The following is a 14,265-nucleotide window of genomic DNA, read 5'->3' as shown; positions in this document are numbered from 1 at the left end:
GGCCTCCTCAAGCGTTACGCAATTGATTGCCCACCGGTAACTGCCTCAGCCGTTTGCCTGTTGCTGCATGAATTGCATTGGTGATAGCCGGTGCAAGCGCCGCTGTGCCCGGTTCGCCAATGCCTCCAGGGGCTTCCGTGCTCTTTACGATATGCACTTCCACCGGCGGCGTTTCGTCGATGCGCAGCATTCGATAATCGGTGAAATTGCTTTGCTCGACGCGCCCGTCTTTAATGGTGATTTCACTATAAAGCGCAGCCGTGATACCGAAGATGATGCCGCCTTGCACTTGCGCTTCGACCGTATTGGGATTCACGACCATGCCGCAATCGACCGCGCACACGATACGGTTCACCTTCACCGCGCCGTCTTTATCGACCGATACATCCGCGACGATCGCGAAGAAACTGCCGAACGCATGCATGACCGAGACGCCGCGTCCTTGTCCTTGCGGCATCGACTGCTTTCCCCAGCCGGCCGCCTGTGTCGCGACGTCGAGCACATTACGTGCGCGCGGCGACTTGCCGAGCAAAGCGCGTCTGTATTCGACGGGGTCTGCTTTCGCCTGAATCGCCAGCTCGTCTATAAAGCTTTCGACGACGAAGGTGCCGCGCGTCGGTCCCACGCCGCGCCAGAATGCGGTGGGTACATTACGCGGTTCGAGTCGAACATAATCGACAACTTGATTGGGCAGATCGTAGGGAAGGTCGGATGCCACTTCTACCGCATCGGGATCGATACCGTCCTTGAAAGCGGGCGGCGCAAAGCGCGCGAGCACCGAAGACCCGACGATGCGATGCGTCCATGCAACCGGCTTGCCGTTCGCATCGAGTCCCGCGGATAACTTGTCGTAATAGCACGGTCGATACATATCGTGCTGAATATCTTCCTCTCGCGTCCATGTGACCTTCACGGGCACGCCTAGCGCCTTGCCGATCTTGAGCGCTTGCGTGGCCATGTCGAATTCGAGCCGCCTGCCGAAGCCGCCGCCGAGCAGATGGTTATGCACGACGATCTTCTCTGCGGGCAAGCCAGTCGCTTTCATTCCGGCATCGCGGATACGCGTAGGCACTTGCGTGCCGAGCCAGATATCGCAGCCATCGGGGCGCACATGCACGGTGCAGTTGATCGGCTCCATCGTCGCATGCGCGAGAAACGGCTGGACATAGACTGCGTCGACGCGTGTCTTCGCCTTGGAAAACGCGTCGTCCACGTTGCCTTCCTTGCGCGCGACAGCGCCCGTGCGTTGCGATGCTTGCGCCATGTCATCGACGATCTGCTTCGTCGATACGCCCGCGCTCGCGCCTTCGTTCCATTGAATCTGCAATGCGGCGGCGCCTCGCTTGGCCGCCCATGTATGTTCCCCGATAACCGCGACGCCATTGTCGAACTTCACTATCTGACGGACGCCGGGAATCTTCTTCGCGTTGCTATCGTCGACCGATGCGAGCGTGCCGCCGAATACCGGGCAATTCACGATCGCCGCATACACCATGTCGGGCAAGCGCACGTCGAGACCGAACATCGCTGTGCCGTCGACTTTCTCCGGCGAATCGAGACGTTTGACCGGTGTGCCGATTATCTTCAAGTTATGCGGATCCTTCAGCTTGATATCTTGCGGCACGGGCAATTTCGCGGCCGCTTCGGCGAGATCGGCATAGCTCGCGCTGCGATCGCCCGATGCATGCATCACCTTGCCGCCTTGCGCAGTACAAGCCGACGGATCGCATTGCCATTGCTGCGCCGCCGCCGCGACGAGCATCATGCGCGCGGCCGCGCCGGCCTTGCGCAATGGTTCCCATGCATAGCGCACGGAAGTCGAGCCGCCCGTCAACTGGCCGCCCAATAGCGGGTCGGTGAAGAGCTTTTCGTTGGGCGGCGCATGATCGATCGTGACGCTTTCGAGCGGCACGTCGAGTTCCTCGGCGATCAACATGGGCAGCGCGGTATAGACGCCCTGACCCATCTCGACCTTCGGCATGATGAGCACGATCTTGCCGCTCTTGTCGATCTGTACGAAAGCATTCGGCGCGAATATGCCGTCTTGCGGAGACTCGTTGGCATCGCCGCCGATCACCGATTTGCCTTTGCGCTGATCCTGACTCGCGGCGGGCAGGCTAAAGCCGATCAGCAATCCGCCGCTTGCGGCGACCCCCGCCGTCAAACCGAGCTTCAAAAACGTACGACGCGATAAGCCCGCGCGAGCCGCATGCCGTCCCGCCTCGATCAATCCCTGCGACATGTCACGCCTCCTTCGATGCTTGCTTGATGGCGGCGCGGATGCGGTGATAGGTGCCGCAGCGGCAGATATTGCCCGCCATTGCTGCATCGATATCGGAGTCGTTGGGATCGGGAACGGCGGCGAGCAATGCCGCCGCGGACATAACTTGTCCGGACTGGCAATAACCGCACTGCACGACATCGAGTCGACGCCATGCTTCTTGCACTTTTCTGCCGGCAGGCGTGTCGCCGACGCCTTCGATCGTCGTCACCTTGCGATCGCCGACGGCTGCAATCGGCAATACGCATGAACGAACGGCGACACCATCGAGATGAACGGTGCAAGCACCGCACTGCGCGATGCCGCAGCCGAATTTGGTTCCTGTCAGTCCCACGATGTCGCGCAATGCCCAAAGAAGCGGCATGTCGGGCGGCGCATCGATCGTATGGTTCTGGCCGTTGATGGAAAGCGTAGTCATGAGCGGCTCCGGCTTATAACGTTTTCGGCGGATATCGCAAATGCGCGACTGCGTGGGGTAGCAGTCGGATTTAGTGCATCGGGATTGTAGCGCCGCTTTAAGAATCAGGCTTGGATGGCGGCGCGATTACGGATGACTCTGCTTTTGCGCTTTAGATTGGTGCGTGGTCGTTCAATGTTCCTGATTGCCTGAAACTCCAATACGGTGCGATAGCGCGATCAATTTAATGACGGTTATCGAAAAGGACAGTTAGTTGCATGAGTAGTCAACTTGCTCACCCGCCGAGCGTTGCAATCGTTTCATCGAGCAACGCACGCAAGCGCGCGAGGCGTTTCAGGTCGCGGTGATAACCCAGCCATACATCCCTTCCGGGCGGCGCTTCTCCGAGATCGAAGCGCGCAAGACGCGCGTCGGCATCGCCTAAAGGACATGGCAAAACCGCGTATCCCGCGCCTTGTGCGCACATATGCGCTTGCGCGTCGCGACTATTGCTGCCGAAAACGATTTTCGCGTTGGGCAACATGCGCTTCACCCATAGCACGTCCGGCAATTGATCGAATGCGCTATCCATGCTGATGAGCGTTTTCCCTTTTCCATCGCCTGCTTTCGGTATTGCAAGTTCCGCACGTCCATACAGCGCGTAATCGATATGCATGAGCTTGCGCTGAATGACGTCGGCTTCGTCGAACGGCGTGATCCGAAAGACGAGATCCGCCTCGCGCCGCGCGGGGTTATAGCGCCGCGCATCGGTGATAAGTTCGATCGATACATCGGGATGTTTCGCGAGAAAGCGCGCGAATACCGGCGTAAGCACATGCACGCCGAACCAGTCCGATGACGAAACCCGTAGCGAGCCCGTAAGCTTCGCATCCTGACCCGCGAGCGCCCGCGTAAAACCGAGCGCTTCTTCTTCCATGCGTTCGGCATAAGAAAGCACCGCCGCGCCCTCGTCGGTCAATACGAATCCATCGCTCGTACGCTGGAAAAGTACGTGGCCCAAGGTTTCTTCTAGCGCGCGTAATCGCCGGCCCATCGTCGGCTGGGTCTGGCCGATCATTCTCGCGGCCGCGCCCAGCGTGCCGCTTCGCGCAATCGCGAGGAAGACGCGAACATCGCTCCATTCGAGATTCGGCCCATTCATTTTCGTATGACCACCGTGCGGTTCTGTCGATTTACATGCTTCGCGTGCATGGCGGAGTATGAGCGTGTTGCAATCAACCTTCAATCTCCCGGAGCCGACGATGTCCACCATGCAAGCACTCGTTCTCGATCGTCATAATGGTCCGCTCGAACTCGTCGAGTTCGATCGTCCCGAGCCGGGGCCGGGTCAAGTCCTCGTGCGTATCGCCGCAAGCGGGCTCAATCCGCTCGATACCAAGATTCGCGCGGGCGCTGCGGCCCATGCAAAACATCCGCTGCCGCTCGTGCTCGGCATCGATATGGCAGGTATCGTCGAAGCAGTCGGTGCGGGCGTCGATTCGTTCAAGCCCGGCGATGCGGTCTATGGCATGACCGGCGGTGTCGGCGGCATCCAAGGCTCGCTCGCACAATATGCCGCGGTCGATGCCGCGCTTCTCGCGCACAAGCCCGCGAATCTTTCGATGCGCAGCGCGGCCGCGTTGCCGCTCGCTTTCATCACGTCTTACGCGGGCATCGTCGATCGCGCGCATTTGCAAGCGGGGCAAACCGTGCTCGTGCAAGGCGGCGCCGGTGGCGTGGGGCATGTGTCCGTGCAACTCGCACGCGCACTCGGCGCGAATGTCTTCGCGACCGCAAGCGAGCGCGATCACGCCTTCATTCATAGCCTCGATGCGACGCCGATCGACTACCGCAAGACGGGCGTCGAGCAATACGTCGCCACGCATACGAACGGCGCGGGCTTCGATCTCGTCGTCGATACGGTCGGTGGCGCTTCGCTCGATGCGTCGTTTGCAGCGGTGAAGCACTTCGGTCATGTCGTCAGCGCGCTGGGATGGGGCACGCATGCGCTCGCGCCGCTGTCGTTTCGCGAGGCGACTTATTCGGGCGTGTTCACCCTGCATCCGCTATTGACGGGTCAGCATCGCGCACATCATGGCGAGATGCTGCATGAAGCGACGCGGCTCGTCGAAGCAGACAAGCTCGTACCGCGCATCGATGCGAGACGCTTCGATCTGTACAGCGCGGAGCGTGCCTATGAAGCGCTCGTGGATGGCACGGCGCGCGGCAAGATCGTCGTCGATATCGACGCAGCGCTTGCCGATTAGGCGCTTAGCCGAACACGCCCGCCAGTCCAAGCAAAGCGCTCGCGGCGACGAGATAGATCGGATTGAGCTTGCTGCGATAAGCGACCACCGCGCACACGATCGTGCAAAGTGCGCGCGACACGTTCACATCCGTTTCGCGCGTGAAGACATAAGCGGCCGATACGAGCAAGCCCACGGTCACGGGTGCGAGTCCTTTGCGAATCGCGGTAACGATGCGCGAATCCTGCCTGCGCTCCACCCATGCGCTCACGAAATAGGCCATCAGTGAAGAAGGCAAGATCTTCGCGACCGTCGAAACCAATGCTCCGGAAAGTCCCGCCGCCTGAAAGCCAATCAATGCGACCGCCATGCCGTTCGGACCCGGCGCGGCCTGCGTGATCGAGAAGAACGTGACGAATTGCTCGCCCGTGAGCCAATGACGCGTATCGACTGCATAACACTCGATATCGGCGAGCGTTGCATTCATGCCGCCCACGGCGAGCAACGACCAGATCGAGCCATGCACGAAGAGATCTACGAGTGTGCTCCACATCGCGTCATTCCTTGCGCGCGCGGCGCAGCATTGCGATCGTTCCGAGCGGCCCGAGCACGGCAAGCACGATGAGAAGCGGAATCTTCATGAGCGCAATGCCGATGAACGTCGCCGCTACGAGCACGATGCTCGCCATGCTGCGCGGCAAGCTCGTCACGAGCTTGAGCACCGTCGCGATGACGAGCCCCGTCGCTGCAGGCATGAGTCCCGCGAAAAGATGTGCGGTGATCGGCGCATGTCCCCATCGGGCATACGCATAGCCGACGCCGATCGTGATGATGGTCGGCGCGAGATACAGCGCGAACACCGCGACTATCGCGCCCTTCGCACCTTGATATTGTCGACCGAGCACGGTCGCGATATTCGCAACGTTCGGCCCCGGCAGCAATTGCGCGAGCGGCAATAACTCCGCGAACTCGCGATTCGTGAGCCAGCCCAAACGCTCCACCAGCATGCGGCGCGCCCACGGCAACACACCGCCAAAGCCCGTCAGTCCGATGAAAAAGAAAGCCCTGAAAAGCGCGAACGAAGTGGGCACGGGCGGCACGCCGGATGTGTTCGCTTCACTCGACGACGCGTCGGCGGGCGAGATGTCGCGGATCGTATGGGCAGTCATCGTGATGCGTGTTATCGGAAAGAGGCCGCTTCGAACGTAGCCGCGTGAAAGACGACAGCCCTTGCGAATAATGACGGCGCAGGAAGGTTTCGAGTGTAGCGCGATTCGCGTCGCCGCCGTAGGACCGGTGATCATCGCCCATCGACTCGCGCGGCTTTCAATTGCCTTGAGCACGGCTGCGAACAATCAAGATTGCACGGTCCACGTCGAAACAATGACGACGATGAGACGCGATTCCATTCTCAGTCATCGCACATCGTAGGGTTATCGCCACGAGACGCCGCGTTCGTCTCTACTCTTGAATCAACGAGACGAACGATAAAGGGTGACGTCATGGCGTCCCACACCGAGCTCAAACGATTCGCCACCAATCTCGCCGACGAACTCGACAGCGCCGCGCTCTACGACACGCTCGCACAAGCCGAAAAGCAGGAAGACAAGCGGCGCGTGTATGCGGAACTGGCCGAGGCAGAGCGGCGTCACGCCGACATATGGGCCGCGAAATTGCGGGCGAACGGCGTGTCCGTGCGAGTGCATCGGATCGGGGCGAAAACGCGAATCATGCGCGCGCTCGCGCAGGCGTTCGGCCCGTACTTCGTGTTGCGCTCGGTCGCTGCCAACGAAATGGCCGATCGCGACAAATATGCGGAACAACCCGATGCGGCGCAGATGTCGGCGGAAGAAAGGCATCACGCGGATATCGCGCAGGACGTGGCGAACCGCAGCCAAGGCCTGAGCAAAGGCGGCGCGATCGCAGCGGCGGAATCGTGGCATCGCGGCGTGGCATCGGGCAACGATCTGCGGGCCGCCGTGCTCGGTGCGAACGATGGCCTCGTGTCGAACTTTTGCCTCATCATGGGCGTCGCGGGCGCGGGCAGCGACAGCAGAACGGTGCTTCTCACGGCGTTCGCGGGACTCATCGCGGGGGCTGCTTCGATGGCGCTCGGCGAGTGGCTCTCCGTCACCAACGCGCGCGAACTCGCGCGCACGCAAATCGCGAGAGAGAAAGACGAGCTGGACCACATGCCCGATGCGGAGCGTCACGAGCTCGCGCTCATCTATCAGGCGAAGGGTATCGACGCCGCCGAAGCGAAGCGCGTCGCCGCTGAAATCATGCGCGATAAGGACAAGGCTCTGGATACGCTGACGCGTGAAGAACTCGGCCTCGATCCGCGCGAGCTTGGGGGCAATCCCTGGACGGCCGCGCTCGCATCCTTCACGTTGTTCGCGGTGGGCGCGATCATTCCGGCAATCGCTTTTCTGTGGGCGAGCGGCGCGAACGGCATCGCGCAATGCATCGTGTTGAGCGGGCTCGGACTCGCGGGCATAGGCATGTTCACGTCGCTATTCAATGGACGTGGCGCGATCTTTTCGGCAACGCGGCAAGTGCTGATCGGAATGGTCGCCGCGGGCTGCACGTTCGGTCTCGGCAAGCTGCTGGGCGTGTCGCTTTCATGATCGATGCCCCGCGTGACGCACAGCGCATCGACGGCAACCCTGGGATCGTGTGGCGGTGGGCGGGACGTTACACTATGCATTCCCTTCTCACTGATCCATCCCGATGAGCCAACTCCTCGCGCTGCGCCCTTTCGTCCCCGCCAAAGACTTCGAGCTGTCCAAGCGCTTCTATGAAGCATTGGGCTTTCGTATCACGCATCAGGACAACGATATCGCGATGCTGAAAGCCGAGAGCTTCAGCTTCATCCTGCAGAACTTCTACGTGAAGGAATTCGCGGAAAACTGCATGTTGCAAATGCTGGTGCGCGATGTCGACGCATGGTGGCGCGAAACGAATCCCGAAGGACTGAGCGAGCGCTTTGCCGTCAATCCGGCGCGTGCGCCCGCGATGCAAAGTTGGGGAATGAAGGTCGGCTTCGTGTTCGATCCTTCGGGCGTGTTGTGGCATGTGGCCGAAGCGCCTTTCTGACGCGCCGATTTCGCATGCGGCGCGTCATGCGAATGACGCGCTCATTCTTCCATCACGATCTGCACCTTCACGTCGGTCGGAACGCCGCTCGCCGCTTCTTCGAATGCCTTGATGCCCTCCGCGAACGGGAACGTGCGCGAGATGAACGGCTTCACATCGAGCTTGCCCGACGCGATCAACTGGATCGCACGCGGAAAGATATTTGCGTAGCGAAATACCGATTCGATGCGCGCCTCCTTGATCTGCAGCGCGACCACATCGAGCGCAATCGCGCGCTGCGGCATGCCGACAAGCACGAGGCAGCCGCCCGGACACAGCAGATCGACGATGCCCTCGAACGCCTTTTCGTTGCCGCTCGCTTCGAACACGATATCCGCGCCCCAGCCGTCCGTCAGTTCACTCACGACATCGCGTACAGGCCTGTCGCGAATGTTCACGGCGGTCACGCCTTGCACGCCGCCGATCAGATCGAGCTTCTCCTGCACGAGATCGCAGACGATCGCGCGGCTGCATCCGCCCGCGAGCGCGGCGAGCGCGCACATCATGCCGATGGTGCCCGCGCCGAGGACGACGGCCACATCGCCCGGTTTGATCGCGGCTTTCTTCGCGGCTTGCAAGCCGATCGACAGCGGCTCGACGATCGCGCCTTCCGCGAAGCTCACGTTATCCGGCAGCTTGTACGTGAACGCGGCCGGATGCACGACATAAGGCGCGAGGCAGCCATTGACCGGCGGCGTCGCCCAGAAGCGTACTTTCGGATCGAGGTTATAGAGACCTTCACGCGATGCGCGCGATTCCATGTCCGGCACGCCCGGCTCCATGCAGACGCGATCGCCCGCCCTCAGATGCTTCACTTCCTCGCCCACTTCGACGATCGTGCCCGATGCCTCGTGCCCGAGCACCATCGGCTCGTTCACGACGAACGGTCCGATGCGCCCATGCTGATAGTAATGAATATCGCTGCCGCAAATGCCGACCGTATGAATCTTGATGCGCACGTCGCGCGGGCCCACGACCTGTGGCAAGCTGAACGGACGCAAGCTGATGCGCCTTGCTTCTTCGAGAACCAGTGCTTCCATCATCGTTCCTTTGATAGAGAAGTAGGCGGTATCAGCAGGACTGAAATCCGCCGTCGACCAACAGACTCACGCCGCTCACCATGCTCGAATCGTCGGAGAGCAGATAGGCGATCGTTCGCGCGACTTCCACCGGCTGCACGAAGCGGTTCATCGGAATGCGCGCGAGCATCGGTGCGGACTTGGCGGGATCGCTCCATGCGCGTTCGCCCATCGGCGTCATCGTGATAGTCGGCAGCACGGCGTTCACGCGAATGCCATGCTGACCGAGCTCGTTGGCCATCACGCGCGTCATGGCGTCGAGTCCGCCTTTGGATGCGCAATACGCCGCGTGCAGCGCGAAACCCACATTCGCCGAAAGACTCGACACGTTGACGATCGACCCGCCGACGCCGCGCGCGATCATGCTCTTCGCGCACTCCTGCGCGACGATCATCGTCGCGCGCAGGTTCACGTTCATGGTCATGTCGAACGCTTCGATGGTCGTGTCGAGGAACGGCTCGAGTATCGCGACGCCCGCGTTGTTCACCAGGAGATCGACAGGCTGAACCGCGCGCGCGGCTTCGCGAGCGGCGTGTGCATCGGCGAGATCGACGGCGATGGTGTCGCAGCCCGTCTCCTTCTTCAACGCGTCGAGATCGGCGGCGCTGCGGCTCAGTGCGATCACGCGCGCGCCGCGCTCGATCAGCAGATGCACGGTCGCATGACCGATGCCCTTGCCCGCGCCCGTGACGAGCACGGTCTTGCCCGTGAACTCGCGGTTTCTGTCGATGGCTGTCATGGTGTCGTCGTCAAGGCTCGTCGCAGAGACGTCTTGCGGTGTCTTCGTCGGTCACGAGCACCGACGGATAGCGCCCGCGCAACGCCGCGCGCGTCACATGGAATTTCTTCTTGCCGCCGCTCACGAGAATCACGCGCTTCACGCGGCGCAAGTCGTCCAGCGTGATCGCAACGGTGCGGCGGTTCAGCGGATGATCGATCAGTTCGCCGTCTTCATCCATGAAATGACCGAGCATGTCGCCGACAGCGCCCGCCTTTTGCAGCGTGCGCAGTTGCTCGGGATTGTCGATGCCGTATGTCACGACGAGCGATTCCGTCAGATCGCCGCACGTGAGCAATGCGAGGTCTGCGTTGCGCGCGCGTTCATATGTCTCGCGTACGGTTTCTTCCTGCAGGATCACGTCGCGCACCTTCTGACTGCTCACGTAGATCGGCGCGGCGAAGAGATAGCCGTCGGCGCGGCAGATGTTTGCGAAGTCCGACACGATGTCGAACGTGTTGATGCTCGGGCAATGCGACAAGCCGCCTTGCAGCGACACCGCCGACACCGCGCCATACGTGCGCTGCGGCATCGCGCGCAGCACGGCGCGGATCGTCCGGCCCCAGCCGAGTCCGATGGTTTGCCCTGCAACGATCTGCTTCGCGAAGTACGACGCCGCGCCGATGCCGAGCGCCGCGTTGTTCGCTTCGTTGTTCGCGCCGGTCGGCACGACGACCGCGCATTCGAGGCCGAAGCGTTTCGCGAGCGCTTCTTCGAGCGCGACGCACGGCGCGATCTTGCTGTTGATCGTGATCTGCACGAGACCGGATTCGCGGCTCGCGGCGAGCAACCGGTTCACGCGCACGCGGTTGCTGCCGATGCGTTGCGCGATCTCCTGCTGCGTCAGATTGCCGACGTAGTAATGCCATGCGACGCGCGCCTGCAACTCTTCTTCCGAATCGATGGAATCGTCCGCTTCCGCGATGGCGATAGTCGGTGCGCTCTTGCTCATGCTCGTGGTCATGCTGTGCGTTGTTTGATGAAAGGCCGCGGCATTCTATTTCACCGCGCCCATTGTCAGGCCTTGCACCAGTCGGCCCGACACGAGCAGCGCGAACACGACCATCGGCAGCACGATCAGCGTGCCCGTCGCCATGATCTCGCCCCACGGCAGTTCATAGCCGCTCATGTAGCTCGTTGCGGCAACGGGCGATGTGATCGCGTCGCTGCGCGTCAGCACGAGCGCATAGAGCAGATCGTTCCACGAGAAGATGAACGCGAAGATGGCCGAGACGACGATGCCGGGCATCGCGAGCGGCAGATTGATGCGCCAGAACACGCGCCACGGTGACGCGCCATCGAGACGCGCGGCTTCGTCGAGCTCGACCGGAATATTGCGGAACTGGTCCGTGCAGATCCATACGACGATGGGCAACGAGAACGTCAGATACAGCAGGATCAGCACGATATGCGTATCGACGAGATCGAGCTTCGTCGCGATCAGGAAGAACGGCACCGCGAGCACGACCGGGCTCACCATGCGGTTCGAGATGAACCAGAACCACAGGTCTTCCTTGCCGCGGAATTCGTAGCGCGCGAGCGCATACGCGGCAGGCGCGCCGAGCAGGATCGCGAGGACCGTGGTGCTGCTCGCGACGATGAGCGAGTTCAGCAAACTGCCCGCCACGTCATGCTCGAAGAGCGCCGCCGAGTAGTGATGAAACGTTGGCGAGAACAGCCATTTGGGCGGATACGCGAGCGCGTCGGCCTGGGTCTTCAGGCTCGTCGTAACCATCCAGTAGAACGGAAAAACCGACGACATGAACACGACCGCGAGACCGAGAAAATGCCATACACTGGCGCGTTTTCTTGCGGCGCGCGCGCGCTTCGCGCGTTGCGTGACTGGCATATTGATCGAACTCACGCAGCCTCCCGATACACGAAACGGATATAAAGACGCGACAGCACGATCGTCAAGATGAGCAGGATGATCGCCTGCGCGGACGCCATGCCCTGATCGAAGAGACGAAAGCCCACGCGCTGGATATAGACGCTGATGAATTCCGTCGCGGCTCCGGGTCCGCCGCGCGTCATCGTGAAGACGGCGTCGAACATCTTGAGCATGTCGGCGGAGCGAAGAATGAGAATGGCCGTGAGACCCGGAAGCAGATACGGACGCTGCAAGTGCCAGAGAATCATGCTCCACTTCGGCGTTTCGAGGCGCGCGGCTTCCTCGGCTTCCTTCGGCACCATCGAGAGTCCGGCGAGCAGGATCAGCGCGCAGAACGGCGTCCATTGCCAGATATCCATGATCATCACGGAGATGAACGCGAGCGTGGGATCAGCAAGCCAGTCCTGCGGCGGAATGCCGATGAGTCCGGTCAGATAGTTCGCGACGCCGAACTGTCGATTGAAGATCAAGCGGCCGATAAGACCGACGACCGCATATGTCGTCGCCATCGGAATGACAAGGCTCACACGCGCGGCGGCGCGCATCCACGGCAATTCCGTGCGATGAAGCAGGAGCGCGGCGAAGAGCCCGAGCGCGATCTCGATCGGCAAGGTCACGCACAGGAACAACGCCGTGCGTCCGAGCGCGCCCCAGAAGCTCGGATCGGTCAGCGTCGCGACGTAGTTGTCGACACCGATAAACGGCGTGCCCGAACCCAGATCCGCGAGCTTGTACTGATGAAACGAGTTATAGAGCGCAAGCAGCAACGGATAGATACCGATGACCGCAAGCGCTGCGATTGCGGGTATCAGGAACCAGAAAGCGGGCGAACGCGGCAAGATGCCGAAATAGCGCGCGGGCTTGCGCGGTCCACGCGCACGCATTGCAGGTGATGCCATTCGTCGCCTCCGGTTCCTTGAATGAAGTTACTTCAGCAAAGGCTTCTTGCCGTCGTAATAGCCCGCTTTCTTCAGGATGTCCTCGGTCTTCTGACCGATGGTCTGCGCGCCTTCCTTCACCGTCACCTGGCCGAGCATCATCTTGCTGCCCCATTCGCCGATGACCTCAGACACGGCAGGCCATTCCGGGAAGCGCGGACGATAATCCGGCACGCCGCCCTGCCACGATTCGACCATCGGTTTGACGAACGGATACTTGTCCTGCACGGCCTTGTCCTGATAGATAGCCATGCGCGCCGGCACGCCGCCCGCTTCGAGATAAGGCTTCGCCATGGCTTCCGACGTGATCCATTGAATGAAGAGCCACGACGCCGCCTGCTTCTTCGCGTTCGATTTTGCGTTCACCGCGAGCGAGAAGCCGCCGAGCGCGGGCTTGAGGCCAGCGGGACCCTTCGGCTCGGTGGTGATCGCAAGACAGTTGCCGAGCTTCGACTTGCTCGGATCGGTCAACGTGGGATAGAACGCGGACCACTCGGTGATCATCGCGACCTGGCCTTGCGCGAGCGCGTTGACCGCTTCCGCATGATCGAAATCGACGATGCCCGGCGGCATGTACTTCATCAGCTTCTGCCGGTATTCGAGACCCGCCTGCGATTGCGCCGACATCAGATTCGACTTGAACTTCGCATCGAGCAGCGAGCCGCCGTTCGGCCACAGCACGCGCATGAAGCTATCCGCCGATTGCGTCTCGCCGCGCCGCGATTGCAGCGCGAAGGCGAACTTGTCGCCCTTCGTGAGCTTCGGCGCATAGGTGTTGAGCAACTCGTCCCACGTCTTCGGAGGCTCGTCGAAACCGGCGTCCTTCAACATGCACTTGTTGTAGAACATGAGGCCGGAATAGTTATCGAACGGCAGACCGTAGGTGACCTTGTCCCACGTGCCGAACGAATCGAGCAGGATTGGGAAGAAGCCCTTGAGATTCAGGTTCGGGTCCGCGAGTTTCGGATCGTCGGTGAACTTCTTGATCGGCACGAGCCACTTGTTGCTCGCGAATTCGCCGATCCACACGACATCGACGAGCACGATGTCCTGATCGCCGCCGCCGACGAAGTTGAGCACTTCCTTCTCGCGCGTGTTCTCGTATGGAATCACTTCCCAGCGCACCTTGATGCCCGTCTCTTTCTCGAACTGCGGGATCAGTTGCTGCGCGGCCTTGTAGCCGGGACGATCGAGAAAGATGGCCTTGATCGTGGTGCCCGAGTACGGCTGCGCCGCTTCCTTCAAGGTCCAAGCCTGCGCGTTCGATGCGGCGAACGCCGCGCTCGCCGCCAGCAGCGCGAGCGCCGCGACGTGTTTGATCGGGCCGATCTGCGTGGCCGGGATGAAGCGCTTCTTCATGCCTGTCTCCTTGGTTTTTATCGAGCGAATGAGGCTTGCGAGTCCGGTTTCGTGCGGCGTCGTTTCACTTGTAATTTCGGTTTTACAATTGTATATTTTGGCGCGAACAGGTTGTCAAGAACAAATTCGTCGATGCGTCCGATGCTGCGCCGCCGCAGCAC

At 61.2% G+C, this 14,265-nt stretch carries 14 protein-coding genes; 3 read left to right on the top strand and 11 right to left on the bottom strand.

All coding sequences use genetic code 11. From position 1 onward, the window contains the following. Nucleotides 1-7 precede the first annotated feature (7 nt). The 3 genes from NCS28_RS26035 to NCS28_RS26025 all read right to left on the bottom strand — a co-directional run bounded on the left by NCS28_RS26035 (nucleotide 8) and on the right by NCS28_RS26025 (nucleotide 3,840). Complete coding sequence (locus NCS28_RS26035) at nucleotides 8-2,242, bottom strand: xanthine dehydrogenase family protein molybdopterin-binding subunit (protein WP_250516660.1); 2,235 nt, start codon at nucleotides 2,240-2,242, stop codon at nucleotides 8-10. Nucleotide 2,243: 1 nt separating this feature from the next. After that, nucleotides 2,244-2,699, bottom strand: a complete 456-nt coding sequence (locus tag NCS28_RS26030; protein WP_250516659.1) for a (2Fe-2S)-binding protein — start codon at nucleotides 2,697-2,699, stop codon at nucleotides 2,244-2,246. 274 nt (nucleotides 2,700-2,973) lie between these two features. Further along, complete coding sequence (locus NCS28_RS26025; protein WP_250516658.1) at nucleotides 2,974-3,840, bottom strand: LysR family transcriptional regulator; 867 nt, start codon at nucleotides 3,838-3,840, stop codon at nucleotides 2,974-2,976. Nucleotides 3,841-3,940: 100 nt separating this feature from the next. Here NCS28_RS26025 and NCS28_RS26020 point away from each other — a divergent pair, with 100 nt between their 5' ends. Beyond that, nucleotides 3,941-4,945 carry a zinc-dependent alcohol dehydrogenase family protein gene (locus NCS28_RS26020; RefSeq protein WP_250516657.1) on the top strand — a complete coding sequence of 335 codons (1,005 nt, stop codon included), beginning with the start codon at nucleotides 3,941-3,943 and terminating at the stop codon, nucleotides 4,943-4,945. A 4-nt stretch (nucleotides 4,946-4,949) separates the two neighbouring features. Here NCS28_RS26020 and NCS28_RS26015 read toward each other — a convergent pair whose 3' ends face one another. Both NCS28_RS26015 and NCS28_RS26010 read right to left on the bottom strand, forming a co-directional pair. Continuing rightward, a complete protein-coding gene (locus tag NCS28_RS26015; RefSeq protein WP_250516656.1) occupies nucleotides 4,950-5,477 on the bottom strand; it encodes a chromate transporter in 528 nt (175 codons plus the stop codon). A 4-nt stretch (nucleotides 5,478-5,481) separates the two neighbouring features. After that, nucleotides 5,482-6,093, bottom strand: coding sequence for a chromate transporter (locus tag NCS28_RS26010; RefSeq protein ID WP_250516655.1), 612 nt, complete (start codon nucleotides 6,091-6,093; stop codon nucleotides 5,482-5,484). Nucleotides 6,094-6,426: 333 nt separating this feature from the next. On the opposite strand from NCS28_RS26010, the gene NCS28_RS26000 reads away from it, so the two are divergent. Continuing rightward, nucleotides 6,427-7,551 carry a VIT1/CCC1 transporter family protein gene (locus NCS28_RS26000; protein ID WP_250516654.1) on the top strand — a complete coding sequence of 375 codons (1,125 nt, stop codon included), beginning with the start codon at nucleotides 6,427-6,429 and terminating at the stop codon, nucleotides 7,549-7,551. Between the two features lie 103 nt (nucleotides 7,552-7,654). After that, the gene (locus NCS28_RS25995; RefSeq protein ID WP_250516653.1) at nucleotides 7,655-8,020 is read left to right on the top strand and encodes a VOC family protein; all 366 of its coding nucleotides are present in this window, start codon (nucleotides 7,655-7,657) and stop codon (nucleotides 8,018-8,020) included. Nucleotides 8,021-8,061: 41 nt separating this feature from the next. On the opposite strand, the gene NCS28_RS25990 is transcribed toward NCS28_RS25995, so the two are convergent. The 6 genes from NCS28_RS25990 to NCS28_RS25965 are packed head-to-tail and all read right to left on the bottom strand — an operon-like array spanning nucleotide 8,062 to nucleotide 14,104. After that, nucleotides 8,062-9,099, bottom strand: coding sequence for an NAD(P)-dependent alcohol dehydrogenase (locus NCS28_RS25990; protein ID WP_250516652.1), 1,038 nt, complete (start codon nucleotides 9,097-9,099; stop codon nucleotides 8,062-8,064). A 31-nt stretch (nucleotides 9,100-9,130) separates the two neighbouring features. Continuing rightward, the gene (locus NCS28_RS25985) at nucleotides 9,131-9,877 is read right to left on the bottom strand and encodes an SDR family oxidoreductase (RefSeq protein WP_250516651.1); all 747 of its coding nucleotides are present in this window, start codon (nucleotides 9,875-9,877) and stop codon (nucleotides 9,131-9,133) included. A 10-nt stretch (nucleotides 9,878-9,887) separates the two neighbouring features. Continuing rightward, the gene (locus NCS28_RS25980) at nucleotides 9,888-10,880 is read right to left on the bottom strand and encodes a sugar-binding transcriptional regulator (RefSeq protein ID WP_250516650.1); all 993 of its coding nucleotides are present in this window, start codon (nucleotides 10,878-10,880) and stop codon (nucleotides 9,888-9,890) included. A 33-nt stretch (nucleotides 10,881-10,913) separates the two neighbouring features. Continuing rightward, the gene (locus NCS28_RS25975) at nucleotides 10,914-11,765 is read right to left on the bottom strand and encodes a carbohydrate ABC transporter permease (protein ID WP_284506105.1); all 852 of its coding nucleotides are present in this window, start codon (nucleotides 11,763-11,765) and stop codon (nucleotides 10,914-10,916) included. A gap of 11 nt (nucleotides 11,766-11,776) precedes the next feature. After that, nucleotides 11,777-12,706, bottom strand: coding sequence for a carbohydrate ABC transporter permease (locus NCS28_RS25970; protein WP_250516648.1), 930 nt, complete (start codon nucleotides 12,704-12,706; stop codon nucleotides 11,777-11,779). 27 nt (nucleotides 12,707-12,733) lie between these two features. Next, a complete protein-coding gene (locus NCS28_RS25965; RefSeq protein ID WP_250516647.1) occupies nucleotides 12,734-14,104 on the bottom strand; it encodes an ABC transporter substrate-binding protein in 1,371 nt (456 codons plus the stop codon). Nucleotides 14,105-14,265 lie beyond the last annotated feature (161 nt).

Source organism: Caballeronia sp. INDeC2 (genome assembly GCF_023631325.1).
In the GTDB taxonomy this organism is placed as follows: domain Bacteria; phylum Pseudomonadota; class Gammaproteobacteria; order Burkholderiales; family Burkholderiaceae; genus Caballeronia.
Note: the sequence above shows the minus strand (reverse complement) of the source record. Positions and strands in the feature narration are given on the sequence as shown.

Coding starts and splice junctions, on each gene's coding strand:
- NCS28_RS25985 (WP_250516651.1), bottom strand. CDS start 9,877: ATGACAGCCATCGACAGAAACCGCGAGTTCACGGGCAAGACCGTGCTC.
- NCS28_RS25975 (WP_284506105.1), bottom strand. CDS start 11,765: ATGCCAGTCACGCAACGCGCGAAGCGCGCGCGCGCCGCAAGAAAACGC.
- NCS28_RS26035 (WP_250516660.1), bottom strand. CDS start 2,242: ATGTCGCAGGGATTGATCGAGGCGGGACGGCATGCGGCTCGCGCGGGC.
- NCS28_RS26010 (WP_250516655.1), bottom strand. CDS start 6,093: ATGACTGCCCATACGATCCGCGACATCTCGCCCGCCGACGCGTCGTCG.
- NCS28_RS26030 (WP_250516659.1), bottom strand. CDS start 2,699: ATGACTACGCTTTCCATCAACGGCCAGAACCATACGATCGATGCGCCG.
- NCS28_RS25990 (WP_250516652.1), bottom strand. CDS start 9,099: ATGGAAGCACTGGTTCTCGAAGAAGCAAGGCGCATCAGCTTGCGTCCG.
- NCS28_RS26020 (WP_250516657.1), top strand. CDS start 3,941: ATGTCCACCATGCAAGCACTCGTTCTCGATCGTCATAATGGTCCGCTC.
- NCS28_RS26000 (WP_250516654.1), top strand. CDS start 6,427: ATGGCGTCCCACACCGAGCTCAAACGATTCGCCACCAATCTCGCCGAC.
- NCS28_RS25965 (WP_250516647.1), bottom strand. CDS start 14,104: ATGAAGAAGCGCTTCATCCCGGCCACGCAGATCGGCCCGATCAAACAC.
- NCS28_RS25970 (WP_250516648.1), bottom strand. CDS start 12,706: ATGGCATCACCTGCAATGCGTGCGCGTGGACCGCGCAAGCCCGCGCGC.
- NCS28_RS26015 (WP_250516656.1), bottom strand. CDS start 5,477: ATGTGGAGCACACTCGTAGATCTCTTCGTGCATGGCTCGATCTGGTCG.
- NCS28_RS26025 (WP_250516658.1), bottom strand. CDS start 3,840: ATGAATGGGCCGAATCTCGAATGGAGCGATGTTCGCGTCTTCCTCGCG.
- NCS28_RS25995 (WP_250516653.1), top strand. CDS start 7,655: ATGAGCCAACTCCTCGCGCTGCGCCCTTTCGTCCCCGCCAAAGACTTC.
- NCS28_RS25980 (WP_250516650.1), bottom strand. CDS start 10,880: ATGACCACGAGCATGAGCAAGAGCGCACCGACTATCGCCATCGCGGAA.